The organism is Methylobacterium sp. WL6, from assembly GCF_008040095.1.
GTDB lineage: Bacteria > Pseudomonadota > Alphaproteobacteria > Rhizobiales > Beijerinckiaceae > Methylobacterium.
The window spans coordinates 1-1,301 of record NZ_VRVH01000564.1 but is presented as its reverse complement, the minus strand read 5'-3'; the positions used below and the strand labels follow the sequence as shown (position 1 = coordinate 1,301).

Here is a 1,301-nt window from a genome sequence, read left to right as displayed (position 1 = left end):
GCGCCACCGGCGCCTCGGCGGCGGCGACGCCCTCGTCGTCACGCTCGGCGCCGGGCGCGGGGCCGGCACCGTGACGCTGGTCGGGTTCGATCCGAGCCACGCCACCCGGGTCGCCCGCGGCGAGAATGCCGGCCGCACCCTCGCCCAGGCCAACATCGTCCGCGCCGTGTCCGAGATCGGCCGCTGGGCCGGGCAGGCGGCGACGCTGGAAGTGCCGCTGCCGGCCGGCGCCGACGCCGCGGTGATCGTGCAGGGCGCCGACGGGCGGATCCTCGGCGCGGCGCGGCTCGGGCCGGCCGCCCGAGCGTAACCGTCGCGCGTTCCTCGGCGAAGACGAGCGCGGGCGATGGGCGCCCGACGTCTCCCGCGAGGCTTGCCGATGTACCTGCCCGCCATCGGCCCGGTTCCACCGCTGCCGGCGCGTTCCCCCGGGGGCCGCGTTGCGCTAGGGTCCGGGACACGACGCGGCGACAGGGCGGCGATGGCGCTCGAGGACAGTCTGGCGACGGCGATGGCCGCGGCGCAGGGGGGCGATGCGGCGGCCTATCGCCGGCTGCTCAACGCCTGCCTGCCGGTGATCGCGGGCATCGCCCGCGCGCAAGGGGTGCGCGGCGAGGCGGTCGACGACGTGGTGCAGGACACGCTGCTGACGATCCACAAGGCGCGGGCGAGCTACGACCCGGCGCGGCCCTTCCTGCCGTGGCTGCGCGCCATCACCCAGCGCCGGGCGATCGACCGGCTGCGCCGGGCCGGGCGCCGGCCGCAGGAGGTGCACGATCCTCTCGCCTACGAGGCCCACGCCGATGCCGGCCCCGCCCCGGGCATGCGCATCGAGGCCGACCAGCGCAACGCCGCGCTGGCGCGGGCCGTCGCGGCGCTGCCGGACGGGCAGCGGCAGGCGGTGGAGCAGCTCGCCTATGCCGAGCGCTCGCTCGAGGAGGCGGCGGCGCTCACCGGCCGCAGCAAGGGCGCGCTGAAGGTGAACCTGCACCGCGCCCTGAAGGCGCTGCGCGGGACGCTGGCCCGGGACAAGGAGGGCGGCGATGTCTGAATCCGTGCACGAGTCCCTGGTCGACGACCTCGTCGGCGGCCTCGCGCCGGTGCGCCGGCTCAGCCCGCCGGCCTGGCGCGCGGCGGCCTGGCTCGCGGCGGTGCTGGCGCTGGCCGCGATCCTGATGCCGATGGCCGACATGGACGGCCTGCGCATCCGCCTCGCCACGCCGGACCTGCGCGTGGCCGCCCTCGGCGCCGGTCTCACCGCGGTCGCGGCCGCGCTCGCCGCCTTCATGACGAGCGTGCCC

General features: G+C 77.9%; 2 protein-coding genes and 1 pseudogene. All 3 read left to right on the top strand.

Features of this window, described 5'->3' with window-relative positions:
* A partial coding sequence (locus tag FV230_RS28400; RefSeq protein ID WP_147844733.1) for a DUF1223 domain-containing protein occupies window positions 1-310 on the top strand: 310 nt, incomplete at its 5' end.
* 171 nt (window positions 311-481) lie between these two features.
* On the top strand, window positions 482-1,051 hold the full coding sequence (locus FV230_RS28395; RefSeq protein ID WP_147844732.1) for a sigma-70 family RNA polymerase sigma factor: 570 nt from the start codon (window positions 482-484) through the stop codon (window positions 1,049-1,051).
* Window positions 1,044-1,301, top strand: a pseudogene (locus tag FV230_RS28390) (DUF1109 family protein); the annotation flags it as partial. The gene FV230_RS28395 and the pseudogene FV230_RS28390, both read left to right, overlap by 8 nt.